The sequence below is a fragment of the Exilibacterium tricleocarpae genome (assembly GCF_007004655.1).
Taxonomy (GTDB): Bacteria; Pseudomonadota; Gammaproteobacteria; order Pseudomonadales; family Cellvibrionaceae; genus Exilibacterium; species Exilibacterium tricleocarpae.
This window is the reverse complement of sequence record NZ_ML660089.1, coordinates 261,906-276,598: the sequence shown is the minus strand read 5'-3', so window position 1 is coordinate 276,598 and position 14,693 is coordinate 261,906. Positions and strand designations below refer to the sequence as shown.

General features: G+C 57.9%; 13 protein-coding genes. 1 reads left to right on the top strand and 12 read right to left on the bottom strand.

The window, feature by feature from the left end:
- Window positions 1-32: 32 nt before the first annotated feature.
- The 5 genes from FKG94_RS05720 to fliS (FKG94_RS05700) all read right to left on the bottom strand — a co-directional run bounded on the left by FKG94_RS05720 (window position 33) and on the right by fliS (FKG94_RS05700) (window position 4,944).
- On the bottom strand, window positions 33-1,226 hold the full coding sequence (locus tag FKG94_RS05720; RefSeq protein WP_142903239.1) for a sensor histidine kinase: 1,194 nt from the start codon (window positions 1,224-1,226) through the stop codon (window positions 33-35).
- 252 nt (window positions 1,227-1,478) lie between these two features.
- Window positions 1,479-2,924, bottom strand: coding sequence for a sigma-54-dependent transcriptional regulator (locus FKG94_RS05715; RefSeq protein ID WP_142903238.1), 1,446 nt, complete (start codon window positions 2,922-2,924; stop codon window positions 1,479-1,481).
- Between the two features lie 710 nt (window positions 2,925-3,634).
- A complete protein-coding gene (locus FKG94_RS05710) occupies window positions 3,635-3,898 on the bottom strand; it encodes a hypothetical protein (protein ID WP_142903237.1) in 264 nt (87 codons plus the stop codon).
- Between the two features lie 176 nt (window positions 3,899-4,074).
- Window positions 4,075-4,470 (bottom strand): flagellar export chaperone FliS, encoded by a 396-nt coding sequence (fliS, locus tag FKG94_RS05705; RefSeq protein WP_142903236.1) that lies wholly within the window; start codon window positions 4,468-4,470, stop codon window positions 4,075-4,077.
- A 96-nt stretch (window positions 4,471-4,566) separates the two neighbouring features.
- Complete coding sequence (gene fliS, locus FKG94_RS05700; protein ID WP_142903235.1) at window positions 4,567-4,944, bottom strand: flagellar export chaperone FliS; 378 nt, start codon at window positions 4,942-4,944, stop codon at window positions 4,567-4,569.
- Between the two features lie 495 nt (window positions 4,945-5,439).
- On the opposite strand from fliS (FKG94_RS05700), the gene FKG94_RS05695 reads away from it, so the two are divergent.
- Complete coding sequence (locus tag FKG94_RS05695) at window positions 5,440-7,509, top strand: motility associated factor glycosyltransferase family protein (RefSeq protein WP_142903234.1); 2,070 nt, start codon at window positions 5,440-5,442, stop codon at window positions 7,507-7,509.
- A 21-nt stretch (window positions 7,510-7,530) separates the two neighbouring features.
- On the opposite strand, the gene FKG94_RS05690 is transcribed toward FKG94_RS05695, so the two are convergent.
- From FKG94_RS05690 to pseG, 7 genes are all read right to left on the bottom strand, one after another.
- Window positions 7,531-8,520 (bottom strand): hypothetical protein, encoded by a 990-nt coding sequence (locus tag FKG94_RS05690; RefSeq protein ID WP_142903233.1) that lies wholly within the window; start codon window positions 8,518-8,520, stop codon window positions 7,531-7,533.
- Complete coding sequence (locus tag FKG94_RS05685) at window positions 8,501-9,049, bottom strand: GNAT family N-acetyltransferase (protein ID WP_142903232.1); 549 nt, start codon at window positions 9,047-9,049, stop codon at window positions 8,501-8,503. The genes FKG94_RS05690 and FKG94_RS05685 overlap by 20 nt, the downstream gene beginning before the upstream one ends.
- On the bottom strand, window positions 9,049-10,323 hold the full coding sequence (locus FKG94_RS05680; protein ID WP_142903231.1) for a DegT/DnrJ/EryC1/StrS family aminotransferase: 1,275 nt from the start codon (window positions 10,321-10,323) through the stop codon (window positions 9,049-9,051). The genes FKG94_RS05685 and FKG94_RS05680 overlap by 1 nt, the downstream gene beginning before the upstream one ends.
- Complete coding sequence (locus FKG94_RS05675) at window positions 10,324-11,313, bottom strand: Gfo/Idh/MocA family protein (RefSeq protein WP_179957501.1); 990 nt, start codon at window positions 11,311-11,313, stop codon at window positions 10,324-10,326.
- 10 nt (window positions 11,314-11,323) lie between these two features.
- The gene (gene pseI, locus FKG94_RS05670; protein ID WP_142903229.1) at window positions 11,324-12,379 is read right to left on the bottom strand and encodes a pseudaminic acid synthase; all 1,056 of its coding nucleotides are present in this window, start codon (window positions 12,377-12,379) and stop codon (window positions 11,324-11,326) included.
- A 33-nt stretch (window positions 12,380-12,412) separates the two neighbouring features.
- Entirely contained in the window at window positions 12,413-13,216 is an 804-nt protein-coding gene (locus FKG94_RS05665) for a class I SAM-dependent methyltransferase (RefSeq protein WP_142903228.1), read from the bottom strand.
- 364 nt (window positions 13,217-13,580) lie between these two features.
- The gene (pseG, locus tag FKG94_RS05660; protein WP_142903227.1) at window positions 13,581-14,690 is read right to left on the bottom strand and encodes a UDP-2,4-diacetamido-2,4,6-trideoxy-beta-L-altropyranose hydrolase; all 1,110 of its coding nucleotides are present in this window, start codon (window positions 14,688-14,690) and stop codon (window positions 13,581-13,583) included.
- Window positions 14,691-14,693 lie beyond the last annotated feature (3 nt).

The following is a 14,693-nucleotide window of genomic DNA, read 5'->3' as shown; positions in this document are numbered from 1 at the left end:
ATAAAGTCTCCTATCGGCAAACGTCAAATACATCACTCCGCCAGGGGTAATGTCAGCATGGCACGGGTGCCCCGCTGCAACTGTGAGCGCAGTTCGAAACTGCCGCCGTGGGCGCGGGCGACAGTTTGCACGATGGCAAGCCCCAACCCTGTGCCCTGGGCCTTGGTGGTCACAAACAGGTCCTGCGCGGTTTTCAACAACTGCGGATCGATACCGGGGCCGCGATCTGTCACGCAGATAACAACCCGCTCGCCTTGCAGGGCGAACTGTATCGTCAATCGCGCGTCACTGCCCACGGCCTGGATCGCATTGTTGACCAGATTGAGCAAGGCGCCGATCAGGGCTTCGCGGTGACAGCGGATCGATCGGTCGGCGCCGTCGACACGCCACCGGCACACCGACCGGGAGGCGGCCATGGGTACTTCCATGGCTTCAGCCAAACCGCGCTGTAACGCGGCCAGGGTCAGCACATCGTTCAAAGGCAGCTCCCCTTTGACAAACAACAACATGTCCTGCACCTGACGCTCCATATGGTTGAGCCGCTGCACCAGCTTTTTGGCAAACACCCGCCGCTGGCGGCTGGCGATCTGGCCGCCGCTCAGGTGTCCGGCATACAACATGGCCGCCGACAACGGAGTGCGAATCTGGTGTGCCAGCGCCGATACCATTTTGCCCAGCGCCGACAGGCGTTCATGCCGGCTCAGCTCGGCCTGGAGCTGGCGGGTTTCGGTTTGGTCGGTCAGTAAAATGATCTGTCCGTCCCGGTGCAGCGAACGGGTGGCGATGCTGATGCGGCGGCCCGCGCGGGTGGAGACCTCGTGCCCGTCATCACTGCGCGGGGCAAAACACCGACTGATGACATCGCGCCACAGCAAGCCCTCCAGGGGTTCACCCAGCATTTCGTAAGCGGCGGGGTTGGCTTCGGTGATGTAGCCTTTGGCATCGATCACGATCACCCCGCCGGGCAGCACGTTGAGCAGGCTTTCCAAGCGGTGGGCGAGGCGTTCCTTTTCCGCCAGTTCATCGAGTCGCTGCTCGGCAACGGTGTTGAGTTCCTGGGTCAATTCGGCAACGCGGTCTTCAAGCAGATGATAGGACGCCGCCAATTGCTGCGACATTTCGTTAAACAATTGAAACGCTGAGCTGAGCTGTTTGCTGTCGGGGTGAGGCACTGGCGCGCCGCTGTCCTGTTCAAACTCCGCTTGTTGCCGGGCAACCTGGGGCATAGGCCTCCACTCCTCGGGTTTGGTAAGCTTCGCTGTCAGGGGACCGACAGCAAACATGTCTTAACCAAAGCAGTGCAAGGGTAATGCCAAATAAAATAGTCGTTTTAAATCAAGAAGATGGCGAGGCTAACAGATGGCAGGGAGGGCGTGGAGTCAAAGAGTTGGCGCGGGAAAAACCTACCTTTCCCCGTTTACGGCGACACCTTATCGTACACGATCAGCGCTGGAGACTGCGGCTTGCGAACGGTGAACTCACCCTCTCTGCAAACCGTACTTACGCATTTTTTCCACCAGCGTGGTGCGGCGGATCGTCAGGCGGTCGGCGGCCCTGGCGACAATCCCGCCGCAGTCGTCCAGCGCCTGCTGAATCAGGTTGCGCTCCAAATGTGTAAGGTACTCCTTCAAGTCGATACCGTGCTCCGGCAGCAGCGTTTTATCGTTCATATTCGCCACCGATGTCTGGCTCACCGACGGCTGACCGTTGTCTTCAAATTCTTCTTCCTTGATCTCCACATGCCGGTATTTTTCCGGCAGGTCCTGCACGCCGATAACACCGAAGGGATGCATAATCGCCATGCGCTCCACCAGGTTTGCCAGCTCTCTGACATTACCCGACCACTCGTGTTGGCACAGCGACATAATGGCAGTGGAGTTAAACCGGATCGATCCGCGATTTTCACTTTCCATGCGCGCCACCAGTTCATGCAGCAGCACCGGGATGTCCTCAGAGCGCTCGCGCAGCGAAGGCATTTCAATGGGAAAAACATTGAGTCGGTAGTACAGGTCTTCGCGAAATTGATTGCCGACAATCATGGTTTCCAGGTCGCGGTGGGTGGCGGCAATAATACGCACATCGACCGCACAGGTTCTGTTGCCGCCGACTCGCTCGAAACAACGTTCCTGCAGGACCCGCAAAATCTTCACCTGCATATTCAGCGGCATATCGCCGATCTCGTCGAGAAACAGCGTACCGCCCTCGGCCAGCTCGAAGCGTCCGGCGCGGGAACTGATGGCGCCGGTAAACGCACCTTTTTCATGGCCGAACAATTCGCTCTCCAGCAACTCGGCCGGTATCGCCCCGCAGTTGACCGGCACGAAGGGCCCGTCGCGCCGATCCGAATTGTAGTGCAGGTTGCGCGCCACCACCTCTTTCCCGGTACCGGACTCGCCGCTGATCAGCACGGTGACGTCCTTATCGGCCACCTGCGCCATCATTTCACGCACCACCTGAATCTGCCGGCTGGTGCCGACCAGGCTGCGGAACAAGTGTACGGGGCGCTTTGATTGCTGGCGCTGGCGGGCCGCCTGGGCTTCGCGATAGCGCTGTGCCCGGTGCAGGGTGTCGAGCAAGTGGTTGTAGGTCGGCGGCGAATGCAGGCGGGCGATCACCATACGCCGCAAAATTATCTCGCAGTCGTCGGGCAGGTCCTCGTGCTCGCCGACCAGGATCACCGGCACGCCCTCATCCCAGCGATGGATATCCTGTAAGCGCTCGCGTAGCGGGCGCGCCTTGTGGCACATACCCAGCACCACCGCGACATAGGCTTCGGAGTTGTCCGCCAGGTCTCCGACCACGGCCGGCCAGCTGTCGCAAACCGCTGTCACTGCGGGTTCGCCGAGAAAGGCTAGAATAACGCGCAAATCGTGCCGGCGCTGCTGATCGTCGTCGACTACTAACACTTTAAGTTCACGCCACATGCGATAAATGACCTTGCTTACTTCGAGTTTGTATTTTTACTAACTTCTAATAACTTCACCCACAACCCGGTCATTAGCGACAACCTTTTTAATTCGTTTTTTCATTCGCTTTGCATCCGGCTCATAATCGCGAACAAGCACTCTTTTACTTTTTACAGTGCTTCGAATCAGGTTTTTTGCGCTGCTTATTGGCTGGTCTATCGACAAGTTTGGTCGACGGTTTTTTGACGACGGTTTCCAACGACCAGCCGAGTCAAATAGATGACAACCGCAACTTCAGTAATAGTCGAGACCAAACCACCGGTCAAATAAATGGCATAACGATAGTATATGAAATGGCGCGGTAATCCAATGTTAAATTAGACGAAATCGGCATAGAAATAACGTTATCAATCACTCACTTACCTGGCATTGATCATTAATCGACCAGACAGTCAAACCAGTGAAATCTTATGAGTATAAAACAGACAAAAATCGTGAATTACGCGCCGCACTGTGCCCCTACCTGTTGCCGGGCCGATTGTATCGGCTCCAGGAATTCGACCACTTCTGCAAGCGCCTGCGCGTCGTTGTCGAGATTGGACAACCGGGTTCGCATATCGCCGGGGCTACCCAACTACTTTCATTTGGTACTTTAGAAAAGAAGTGCCAATTGACCGGTCAACTGTTGCCGCCGGCATCAGGAGTAGCGCCGGTGAATGGGACAGGCTTTAAGAAGAGCGGCCGGTGTCGACAAGCGCATTGACTTCACTGCGGCAGGTTTCCACCACGCGACCGTATAGGCCCAGTATCTCGCGCAGTTCATGCAGCAGGTGACGCCGATCTCTGTGGGGGTCTGTGGCGGCGGACTCCAGGCAGGCGGCTAACCTCAAGTCCACCCGCTTGATATCGTGCCAATCGCGTTGCTGCAACGCGGTGTGCAGTTGCCGTTTGGATCGCTGCAGTGCCAACTGGGTAATGGGAATGACTGCCATGTTTCCGCCTCGCAACAAACTGATTGATACAGTTGGCGTAGCGGCAGCAGCGGCAAAAGCTTTAGCCTGACATTTAATAAAGCGGGGTTAACTGAGATGCGGATAAACACGCAAAAAAACACAGCCACCCCTGCGCCGGCAGGGGTGAAGAGGAAGATTCGCCAGCTGTCGGCAGCTCAGCCTACCGCCCTGACCGGCCCGGTATCGGCAATGCCGTCCCAGCCCTGCTTGACCTCGGCCAGCAAACGACTGGCTTCATCCAGTACCGCCATCGGATCGTCGACATTGTCCTCCTGCAGGCGTGCGGCAACATACTCATAGACTGCATTCAGGTTAACGGCCACCTCACCGCCCTTTTCCATATCCAGGCTGGCACGCAGACCATTGACAATGGCGATGGTGCGATTGACCAACTCCTGGGCCTCGTGCAGATTGCCGGCGCAAAAACTCGTCTTGGCCTGCTGCAAGCGCTCCAGGGCGCCGTCGAGCAAGAGGGCGATAACCTCGTAGGGTGAAATCGAATCGGCCTGTTGCTGCAAGTGCGCTGCGGCCTGTGTTGCTGCGATAGACATAGATACTTCCTCTTTCAGTGTGACTGGTCAGCGGCTAACAATTGCCGCTTCGCAGACTGGCTATGAGGAAGATGCATGAATGGTGCCAAACAAGTATCAGCCAATCTGCCTCCAGGCCGAATAGACTTCGGCAAGCAGGCCGGCAACTTCATCCAGCTTCGCCTCATCATTGGCGCGGTGGCCCTCCCACAGACAGCGGGCCAGGTAGTCATACAGCGAGTCGAGGTTGTAGGCGATATCACCCCCCTGGTCAAAATCCAGGTTTTCACGCAGTGCAATGATAATATTAATCGCATCGGAAACTTTTTTCGCCTTCACATCATACTGTTTTTGCCGCATCGCCCCTTTGGCCTGGGCAACGCGCTCGAGCGCGCCCTCATACAACATCCTGATCAGGCGGTGCGGATCGGCGGCAGCAACCTGCCCCTGGTAGTGGACATTGGCGTAGCTTTTCAATGCGGCCTTTGCATTCACCTGACGATCTCCTGATTACTGTGGACTATTGAACCTGGTATCGCTATCGGCGCGGCAGAGGGAATCTTTAGGGAAAGAGTCACGGGTGGAGTGATGGTCAATGGCATGGAGTGTGCTTTACTCATCAGTAAGGTGGTGGGCATTGTCAATATTGTGCCGGTCGATTCAGTCCACCTCGGCTAATAGAGTTAATGCTGATCAAAAATACCAATGGTAGGCCCTTGCCTGGATAAGAGGAGGCGAGACTGTCTGCCGCAGGGATGCGGCAGACAAGCCCCCAGGGGTGGAGCGGGAAACGGCGAAGCGCCGCTTCGCCCCGCGAAACGCCCAAAGCCTCTGGCTTTGGGCCGGGTCCGCTTGCGGGGGTTCACGGCGTGTCTCGACCCCCTGCTATCCGGGCAAGGAGCGGGTCGGTTGGCACACTGTCAAACACCGTGAAAGACCCAAACCACTAACAAAAAGTAAACCAAGGCAACCGCTAAAGCAGAGTCCCCCATGACAGAAACCGCTCAGACCACAGCCAACCTAGACACCCTGGTCCGCAAGCTGGAAATGCAAAAGAAACAACTGGAACTGGAGGTGCGGTTCAACAACAATATGGCCTTGTTCAAGGCCGTTGCCCCTGCCATCTACAATCAATACAGCAATTATCAACCCGAGGAGCTGCGGCTGTCCTACGATAAAGACGGCCATGTCAATCTGGTCAATTACAAACTCGACAACAAACCCGTCTACGCCTACGACCCCGAGGCCTTTTGCACCGAGCAGGTGGACAACTACCTGAAAAATCCCGGCGCCTCCTGTATCAGCTTTCAAAAAGCCCAAATTATGAACGAGGAACATATTCACGTTCACCTGATCAATCACCTGATCGAGCGCTATGAAAACATCGGGCCGCCGCCCAGACTCAATCCCAAGGTACCGGTCGGCATGATGCTGCTGACCGGCTGCGGCCTGGGCTATCATATCGCCGAGTTGGTGAAACATATGGATATTCACAACCTGTGCATCTTCGATCCCCATAAAGACTCTTTTTACGCCTCTCTCCATGTTATCGACTGGACGCCGATCATCGAGTATTTTTACCGCGAAGGCAGAATGCTAAAGCTCTATATCGGTATGACCGCCTTCGACGCCATGGCCGACCTGAAACTGCTGACCGATAAAATCGGTCTGCACAACCTCGTTTATACGTTTATGTACCGCCACTTCAACAGCAAGTATGAGGCGGAATTTATCGACAAATACAAAAAGGAATTTCATCTCAATGCCTGCGGCACCGGCTTCTTCGACGACGAACAGGTGAGTTTCGCTCACACGATTGCAAGCCTCAACAACAAGGTCAAGTTGTTCAGACCACAGCCTGCCGGCGATGCCCTGCCACCGGTTTTTGTGATCGGCAACGGCCCGTCGCTGGACGGTTTCCTGGACACCATTCGCGCCCATCGCGACAGCGCCATTTTAATATCCTGCGGCACCGCCTTGGGTTCCCTGTGCAAAGCGGGTATCAAACCCGACTTCCATATTGAAATGGAACGCAATATCAATATTAGGGACTGGATACTGCAAGGCACCACCGCGGAGTTTCGCGCCGGCATTATGTTGCTGGCGCTCAATACCGGAGCGCCCGGGGTCCTCGAGCTGTTTGACGAAACAGCGCTGGCCAAAAAACCCAACGATCTGGGCGAAGCGATTATCGACCGGGAAATCGGCAAAAAGGCCATACCCAGTCTGCAACTGTGCAACCCCACCGTCACCAACGCCGGCCTGTCTTACGCCATCGGCCTAGGTTTCAGCGATATTTACCTGCTGGGTGTGGACCTCGGGATGAGCGAGAATATGCACCACTCGAAACTCAGCCTCTATTACGATCTGGAAAAGAAGACCAAGAAAACGGGACATACACCGCTGGACAACAAAAATATTCAGTACCAGGTGAAAGGTAACTTCTGCGACACGGTCACCAGCAATCCGATTTTCGATGCCTCCCGGGTCAATATGGAACTGCTGTTGAGCTGCCGGCCCCAGGTCAAATGCTACAACCCCAACAATGGTGCCTTTATCGAGGGTGCGATTACAGTCAAGCCCGAAGCCCTGCAAATTCCCGGCGAGTCCGTCGACAAGCAGGCTGTTGTGGCGCGCTTGAAACAGCAACACTTTGTCACACCGCAGGTGCCGGAGCTGACCGACGACTATGTTAAAGACCACTACCTGAAAGCATTTTTTGATATTCGCAAAGAATTAAACCTAAAAAAGAACATCGAGGACCCCTTCGAACTCCACCGGGAACTCAATCGCGTCTACCTGCGGGTGAAAAACCTGCGCGACACCGAACCGGTAACTACGATGTTGCTGCGCGGCAGCCTGCACGGTTACTTCACCCTGATCCACAAACACTGCCTGTTTTGCCCGACACCGGCGGCCTTCAAAAAGGCCTACCAGATCGGTCGCCAGGCATATATGCGCTTTTTGAAACAGGCTTATCGGTTTATGCGGGAGACGCCGTTGAAGTTGGATAACACCACGGACAAAGTCGTGGTGCAACTCAATGACGGCGACAATTGACGAACGCCGGTGAACGCGTGGCTATTGAAACAACCGCACAATGCCCCGGTGCGGCAACACCATCGGCGGGGCGTCCGCCGGCAGGCTGGAAAACACTTTTTTTCCGGCAGCCAGCGCCACCACCATAGCCTTGGTCTGACACCCCACCACCCAATCGCTCCAGGCACAGTCCTGCGCCAGGCTGGCAGTGCCGCTGCGCTGAACCTGTATGCCAGCGGGGCAGTTAGCTAATACTGCAGCGTATTTGTCCGGCGTTTCTTTCGGGTGCAGGCGCAGGCGCAGGCTGTAGTTGTGGCTGTAGTTGTGGCTGTAGTTGTGGTTGTGGTTGTGGCTGTGGTTGTGGCTGTGGTTGTGGCAGTTGTTTTGACCGTCGTTGTGACCGCACCTGTCGCTCGCTTCGCGCAGATAGCGAATAAACTGTTCCAGCGCCTCGTATTCGTTGTAACCATTGCCATCAGCGGGTTCGCCGACATAGAGAATCTTGCAGGTCTCATCCATTGGCGCCAGGGTAGCGGCCTGCAGATCAACGGCGGCTGCAAACTCGCCAATCTCCGTCACCTGATCTTGAAGATAGTGACTGTCGACCCGTTGCACCGGGGGGAAACCGGGAATGGCCCGGGCGATTTTTTCCGCATAGCGATCAACCACCAGGATGTTGTCGGGGTAGACAGGCCGGTCATCCACTAAAAAGCGCTCGCGAAAATGCACCCAGTGGTCCAGCATACTGGTTACCGGTACAGTCAATCGGCGGGCCTCACGGATGACACGGCGCTCCCAGTCAGCCGCTCCGCTGGTGGAGGTCAGCACGCCGTCATAACCACACAAATCGACACTCGCCCGTTCCACCTTCGACACCGACCCCAGGGTTGTCGCAAAGATCGAAACCGCCGGGCCCGCCAGCAAAAAATCACAGCCCTGCCACGGAAAACAATGCGCCAGCCAGGCCGCCAGTTCGGCAGCGCCGCCGGCATCGTGGCTGACCACCAGGGTTTTACCCGGCGAACTCATCACACAACAATCCGAATTCCACGGCGTCGACGTAGCGGCCATCCAAATACAGGGCCTGGCGCCGGGTCCCCTCTTCACACATACCCAGCTTTTCCGCCAGGCGGCGCATACCCGTATTGGAAGCCGCAGTTGCACAGTAAATCCGATGCAGGTTCAACTGGCGAAAACCGTGGCGCAATAACAGCCTTGCCGCTTCCTCGGCGTAGCCCTGCCCCCAGTAGGAGCGTGCGCCGAACAAAAAAGCGATCTCGGCTGAGCGATTGATCCAGTGCATGGCCTGCAGGCTGAGATTGCCGATATGGCAATGGTCGCCTTTGTGGTAGACCGCCCACACGACCTGATTGCGATCGCCCTGCAGGCTGTCGATAAACGCCGCCGCCGATGCCCTGGAGGCCGGATAGATGCCGTGGCTGTTAAACGCACAGATTGCTTGATCGTTCAGCCAGTGGGGATAAGCGCCTTCGAGTTCCTCTCGCGTCAGCCCTTTGACACCGATCCGCTGCGTCTCGTAAATGTAGTGATTTTTCGTCATTACAGTTGCTCTCTACAGGCCCAGACTTTTTCAAAAGCGGTGGCGATACTATCGATATCACGCTCATCAAATGCATACTGGCATAACAGCAAACCGAGAAATTGACGATCGTCCAGCGACTCCGCCACCGGGCAGATACCGTCGTCGTAGCTGACGCTGCTGGCAGCACCGTTGATAACCCAGGGAAAGTGCCGGCTGCCGTAGGCGATACGTTTTCTATACATCGGGTAGCGATGCAAAGTGACATAGCGATCCGTCAGTGCCGGCACCCCTTCGGCGCGCAACGCCGCCAGTATTCGCTCCCGACTGGCGCCGACAACCGGCAGATCCAACGTCATACCGTAAAGGTAATAGGCATGAGTGGAGCCCGGCAGCGGTTCGGGTACCCGCAATCCCGGCAACGACCGCAAGCGGGCACTGAGACACCCGGCCAGGCGCTGGCGCGCCGTCACCATCGCATCCAGCTTCCTCAGTTGTTCAGCGCCGATGGCGGCCTCGATTTCACCCAGGCGAAAATTAAATCCGATCATATTGACCAGGTTGGTTTCACCCTTGTGCTCCACCACGGCTTCGGCGTGGTTGCGAATCAACCGCATGCGTTCGGCCAACTCGCCGTCATCGGTCACACAGATACCGCCCTCACCCGTGTGGATATGTTTGTGGTAATTGAGACTGAAACCACCGATATCGCCCAGGGTTCCCACCAGCCGCTCGCCGTAACGCACACCCGGCGCCTGGGCGGCATCTTCTATCACCTTCAGATTGTGAGCGGCGGCGATCGCCACAATCTCATCGAGTCTGGCCGCACCGCCAAAGATACTGGGTACTACAATCGCCCGGGTGCGCGGCGAAATATTTGCCTCAATCGAAGCCGGGTCGAGGTTAAAAGTGTCCGCTTCTATATCGGCGAACACCGGAATACCGTTCCAGACCAGTATCGCCGTGGCGGAGGCACTCATGGTCCAGGGACTGACGATCACCTCATCCCCCGGTTCTATGCCTGTCGCACCCACGGCGCAAATCAGCCCGGAGGTCAGGGAATTGACCGCGACCGCATGTTCCACACCGAAGTACTCGCAACATCGCGCCTCGAATGTCTGTACCCGCGGACCACCGTAAAAATCCGGGCACCAGGCACCGATGTAACCCGACAGTTTGCCGGAACGAATGACCTCCAGTGCGGCGGTTTCCTCCTCCGGACCAAAGGGGTTATAGGACAACAATTGCCGGTCAAATGTTTTGTCGCCGCCAAACAGCGCCAATTCGTTTTTCATCTAGCCCTCAGCCTCATTGCGCAGTTGCTCCACCACCCGCAAAGTCTCGAGTGCCGCGGCGGCGTTGTCGTAACGGCCATCCCGGTGCTGCAGCCGTTTGTGGATGGCGTCCGCCACATGGTATTGATAGTTCAACAGGTCGGTCGGGCAATCCAGGGCATCTTTTTGCAGCGCCGTATAGCCCTTGAACCAGGGGCTCTCCCCGCCGAAACGATAGTCGATATTCATACCGCCGTTGCGGTAGCGAAAGGTGCCGCGGGTGCCGAACACTTCCATTTCATTACAGGAGTAGTCGGCAGCATCAACGGAAAAAAAACAAATACGCAGCGCCGGCCATTGCAGGTAGAAATCGGCACAGGTATCGGCACGGGCGCCGCCCGACGATGCGCCGGGCAACAGCCCGCAGTCCACCACCGGACCAAACAGCAGCATCAGCAGGTCGATAAAATGAGAGGCGTTGTTCGCCAGGCCGTTGCAATACCACACCACGCCCTTGTGACAACGCCCCAGGGCGCCGGACTCGATACGTTGTCGCAACTCGTGCACCCCGGGTTCGCAGCGGCGCATATAATTTACCATCAACGTCACCTGTTTTTGCCCGGCCAGCGCCAGCATATGCTCGCCCTCAGCGACAGAGGTCGCCAGGGGCTTTTCGCATAAAACCAGTCGCACCGGATATTCCAGGATCATCTCCAACACCGCGCCATGATGCTCGGTGGGAACCGCCAGCGCCACCACATCCACGCGGTGCTTTCGGAACAGGTGCGCCAGGTCGGCGTAGGCCGGCGCACCGTAGGTGGACTCGAATTGCGAGCGGGCGCCGGCGTCGGGGTCCACCGCCGCCGCCAGGTGAAAAGCGTTGTGCACATGAAACGCCCTGGCGTGGGTAGTAATCCTGCCGCCGCCGCCGAGATCGTATTTGAGGCCAATGCCGCCAAGTCCTACCACGGCGGCGTTCAGTGGAGTCGTTGCGACGGGTTCCACAGTCATCAGCGCACCGTTATTCCAAATGCTGCCATTGCAGCGCCGTGCCGGCGTCGAGATCGACCCGGACCCGCTGGCCCAGTACCTCATCCAGGTGTTTCGGGGCCAGCCCCAGACCGGGGCGGATCACGCGCACGTTGGCGTGGGACAAGCGCTCGCCGGCCCGTACCGCCGCAGCGATATAGAGCGAGCGGCGATAGTTGCGCATTTTCACCTCGTCGCCGGCGGCGCCGTAAGAGACCTGTCCCAGGGCCTGATGAGCCCGCTCCGTTTCCACAACCAGTTGTCGCAGCTCGGGGGGTTCCAGGGAGAAGCCGGCATCCACCCCGCCGTCGGCGCGCCTGAGGGTAAAGTGTTTTTCAATCACCGGCGCGCCCAAAGCCACGCTGGCCACCGCCACGCCCACGCCCATGGTGTGGTCGGACAGTCCCACGTGGCACTGAAACAATGCCCGCATATGGGGAATCGTCAAAATGTTGGTAGTGCCCGGCGCGGCGGGATAAGTACTGGTGCATTTGAGCAAAATAAGTTGTTCGCAGCCGGCCTCCCGCAGTGCCGTCACCGACGTCTCGAGTTCCGCCACAGACGCCATGCCGGTCGACATAATAATCGGCTTGCCGGTGGCCGCCACACACTTGAGCAGCGGGATATCCGTGTTTTCAAACGAGGCAATTTTGTAAAACGGCACCTCGAGACGCTCGAGAAACTCAACCGCCGATGCGTCGAAGGGCGTACTGAAACCGATGATACCGCGCTGCCGGCAGCGTTCGAACAAGGGCGCGTGCCATTCCCAGGGGGTATAAGCTTCGCGGTAGAGTTCGTGCAACGATCTGCCCCGCCAGAGACCGGCCGGGTCGTCCACCACAAACTCCCCGGCACTGCAGTCGATAGTCATGGTATCGGCGGTGTAGGTCTGCAGCTTCAGCGCGTGGGCACCGGCCGCCGCCGCGGCATCGACCAGGGCCAGGGCGCGCTCGAGCGACTGATTGTGATTGCCCGACATCTCGGCAATGATAAACGGCTTGTGGCCGGTGCCTATGGTTTTGTCGGCTAGCGCGATACTTTGGAGCATGGGTGCTGTCATTGTCTAAACCAGTGGCGTTGTCTAAGAGACCGGCGCTTGCCTTTTTTTAAATACAAACAGTTTTACCGGACCGAAGTCACCGCAATCGATGCGGCCGGACAAGCGCGCCGCCATTTCGTTGATAGGGCTCAGGTAACTGGGTTGTTCGCCGCTTTCCTCGGCGATCAAGGCGTTGATGATACGCGAGGCCAGGTAGTAAAAACCGCCGAAACGCACCTCCTCCACCAGTTCGAAGTGAGCCGCGGCCGCCGCTTGCATTCGGGTCTCGTCGAGGTAGAGGTTGTGCCAGCGCACGGCGATTTCGTCCAGTCCCACCTGCCGGCGCGCGCCGTTGAGATTGGCCAGGCCCTGCTCGGTGTTTTCACACATCAGGTAGAGTCCGCCGGGTTTGACGATCCGCGCCATCTCGTCAATCGCCGTCGCCTGCTCTTGGCGGCTGGTCAGGTTGATCAGACAGCGGTCGGTGATTACCCGGTCAAACTGTTCCGCCGGCAACCCCGTTGCCATCACGTCGCCCTGCTGAAAGCGGATATTGTCGCGCAGCCGCGGCGGCAGCGCCTCGCGGGCGCGCTGTGCCTGTTGGATCATCGCCTCGGAATAGTCGACCCCGGTAATCGACAGCTCGTGCCGATCGAAATATTTAAAGCAGGAATAGCCGTTGCCGCAGCCGATATCGGCAATCGCCTGGCCGTCGTCGAGAAAGCGGCTGATGGCCTCGATCTCGAGCTGCTTGGCGTACTTATCCGGCACCGTCGCCGCAAAATCGGTGCCGTGTTGCTGTGCCTGTTGATCCCAAAATCGACGAATTTCACCGGTATCGCTCATCACTTTTTAACTCCTGCTTTTCAACGCTGTTTTTGCTGCTCTTCTTTTCGGCTCTTTCATTGCGATTCTGTCTTGTAAGCACTCCGACCGATAAAGCTTTTACTTGAGACGGATTTCAGTGTTCTTAGCCAGACCGGTCTCGACCCGGGAACCCCCTTCGGGACACGCCGTTAATACATCCATGTAGGCTCTACGCCAGCATCCCTGCTGGCGAAGGCCCCGAAGGGGGTTCCCGGGTCGAGACCTCAGTGCCACCGAAGTAGCAATAGTTTTTTAGTCGAGGCACAGGCTACTTCTTTCTAACTCTTTGTTTCTAAGTCTCCATGCTTAACTCCCTGTTCCTGTCTCTATGCCCTTAAATATGTCAGCCAACTTCAACCGCCGCCATTGTCTGTGCGACACGCCCGGCACCGCCGCCATCACAAATATCCAGGGCCGCCGCGGCTATGCGCCGGTAACGGGACCAATCCGCAACCGTCGCGGCGAGGTGTTTTGCCGCCGGCGCCAAGTCGGCGCCGGGATCGTCGAACACACCGATCACCGCGCCGCTGGCGGCGAGGTGATCGGCCAGAAACTTCTGGTTGGCCGCCGTCACCAACAGCAATGCGGGCAACCCCATACAGCAACGCTCCCAGGTCGAGGAGCCGGCGGCGCCGATGGCCAGTTCACACTGCAACATCAACTGCGCCATATCGCGCACTCCGACCAGTAACTGCACCGGGATGTCGGCGTTATCGATTAAGGCTTTTACCGCGGCGTAATGCGGCGAGTTGTCGGCCAGTACCACCACCGGCTGCCAGCGTTGCGCATCGAGGCGCGGCAGCAGCGCCGCCAGCAATCTGCCGGTGATATTGCCGGCGTCCACCCCGCCCAGAGAAATCAGGATTTTCCCGCCGCCGGGCGGCTGCCGGCGCCGGGCCTTGGCGGCCTCGTGCAGATATTCGAATTTCGGGCGCAGCAAGGCGTACTCAGGTCCGAGCAGCAGCTCGGTGGTGGTTCTGTCGAATCGCGGCCGGTAACTGCCCGCCTGTCTGCCGTAGGTCTGGTCGAGCAACAGGTCACAGTCGTAGTCGCGGTTGGCGAGATCATCGATCACCAGTATTTTCGCCACCCAGGCGGCCATGGGCCTGTGCCAGTCAGCGTCGATGGCATAGTGATCGACCACCAGCCAGTCCAGGCTCGGCCACACCCGCAGCCATTCCAGGCACTCGCCCCTGTCGCGCGCCGGCGTCACACCGAGCCACCGCCGGTAGTCGCCGGTGCCGGCACCGTCGCTATCGACCGGTGCCAGCAGACCCAGTTCGCAGCCCGCCTCCAACACCAGTTGATGCGCCGAGCCGGGAAAGTCGCGACACAAAAAATAGCACCGCACTTTTCGCGCGATCAGCGCCTGCGCCAGCGCCAGACAGCGCATCAGATGCCCGTTGCCGATATGCAGGCCGGAGTCGACCCGAAAACCAATGTGCATGGACATAGC

What these genes read in the sequence shown, in the direction of transcription:
- FKG94_RS05720 (WP_142903239.1), bottom strand. Translation starts at nt 1,226, where the DNA reads ATGCCCCAGGTTGCCCGGCAACAAGCGGAGTTTGAACAGGACAGCGGC.
- FKG94_RS05715 (WP_142903238.1), bottom strand. Translation starts at nt 2,924, where the DNA reads ATGTGGCGTGAACTTAAAGTGTTAGTAGTCGACGACGATCAGCAGCGC.
- FKG94_RS05710 (WP_142903237.1), bottom strand. Translation starts at nt 3,898, where the DNA reads ATGGCAGTCATTCCCATTACCCAGTTGGCACTGCAGCGATCCAAACGG.
- fliS (WP_142903236.1), bottom strand. Translation starts at nt 4,470, where the DNA reads ATGTCTATCGCAGCAACACAGGCCGCAGCGCACTTGCAGCAACAGGCC.
- FKG94_RS05695 (WP_142903234.1), top strand. Translation starts at nt 5,440, where the DNA reads ATGACAGAAACCGCTCAGACCACAGCCAACCTAGACACCCTGGTCCGC.
- FKG94_RS05685 (WP_142903232.1), bottom strand. Translation starts at nt 9,049, where the DNA reads ATGACGAAAAATCACTACATTTACGAGACGCAGCGGATCGGTGTCAAA.
- FKG94_RS05680 (WP_142903231.1), bottom strand. Translation starts at nt 10,323, where the DNA reads ATGAAAAACGAATTGGCGCTGTTTGGCGGCGACAAAACATTTGACCGG.
- FKG94_RS05675 (WP_179957501.1), bottom strand. Translation starts at nt 11,313, where the DNA reads ATGACTGTGGAACCCGTCGCAACGACTCCACTGAACGCCGCCGTGGTA.
- pseI (WP_142903229.1), bottom strand. Translation starts at nt 12,379, where the DNA reads ATGCTCCAAAGTATCGCGCTAGCCGACAAAACCATAGGCACCGGCCAC.
- FKG94_RS05665 (WP_142903228.1), bottom strand. Translation starts at nt 13,216, where the DNA reads ATGAGCGATACCGGTGAAATTCGTCGATTTTGGGATCAACAGGCACAG.
- pseG (WP_142903227.1), bottom strand. Translation starts at nt 14,690, where the DNA reads ATGTCCATGCACATTGGTTTTCGGGTCGACTCCGGCCTGCATATCGGC.